Raw genomic sequence first — 1150 nt, 5'->3', positions numbered from 1 at the left:
CTGTTCGAGGAGGTGTTGCGGGCCCTGAAGCGGCGCGGCGTGCCGGTGGCCGGGGCCGACCGCCTGAGCCTGTCGGCCCACATCGTGTTCGACGACCTGCTGGCGCTCGGCCGGTTCTGCCTGTTCCCCGACGACGACCTGACCCTGGCGGCGCTGCTGAAGAGCCCGTTCTGCGGCCTGTCGGACGACGACCTCTACGGCCTGGCCAAGGGGCGCGGCGGGACCCTGTGGGCGGCGCTGAACGGGCGGGCCGCCGAGCACCCGAAATGGATCGCCGCCAATGCCCTGCTGCGCTGGGCGCTGACCGAAAGCCGCCGCAAGCAGCCGTTCGAGTTCTACGCCCTGCTGCTGGGCCGGGTGGACGACACCGTCCGCTCCAACCGCGCCAAGGTGCTGACCCGCCTGGGCGAAGAGGCCGCCGAGGCCCTGGACGAGTTCCTGGCCCAGATCCTGGCCGCCGAGCAGCGCGGGGTGCGCGACCTGGAGGCCCTGGTCGCCGACTTCGCCAGCCTGGACATCGTGGTCAAGCGCGAGATGGAGGGTGCGCGCCACGAGGTGCGGGTGATGACCGCCCACGGCTCCAAGGGCCTGGAGGCGCCGATCGTTTTCCTGCCCGAGACCACCATGAAGGGCGGGGCGCGGGGCTCGCCGCTGATGCGCACCGAAGCCGGCGGCTTCCTGTGGTGCGCCAGCAAGGCCAACGACTGCGAAGCCTCGATGATGGCCCGCGAACGCCGCCAGAAGAAGGACGATGAGGAGGCCCTGCGCCTCTATTACGTGGCCCTGACGCGGGCGCGCGACCGGCTGGTCCTGTGCGGCCGGATCGACGCGCGGACCAAGGACGAGAACGTCGGCGGCTGGTACGCCGCCGCCCAGGCCGCCTTCGCCCATCCCGACATCGAGCCGGGCGTCCGGGAAATCTCCGATGACGGCCGCAAGCGCTTCGGCCCCGACCCCATGAAGGCCGAGACCCTGGCGCCGCGCATCGCGCCCGCCCTGGTCCCGACACCGGCCTGGACCCTGGCTCCCGCCGCGCCCGAGACGCCCGCCGCCCGCTACGCCGCCCCGTCCACCCTGGAGGACGAGGCCCGGGGCAGCGCGCCCTCGCCGCTGGCGGCGGTGTCGGGCCTGGGCCGCTACCGGCGCGGCG

At 73.7% G+C, this 1150-nt stretch carries 1 protein-coding gene; it reads left to right on the top strand.

The genetic code is table 11. The features are described from left to right. On the top strand, window positions 1-1150 hold a 1150-nt coding region (locus AC1DZ6_RS25565), incomplete at both ends, for a 3'-5' exonuclease (protein ID WP_477099886.1).

The organism is Caulobacter sp. P1_B12_2 (assembly GCF_056406675.1).
The sequence above is the reverse complement of the archived record's forward strand: the minus strand, read 5'-3'. Positions and strand labels throughout refer to the sequence as shown.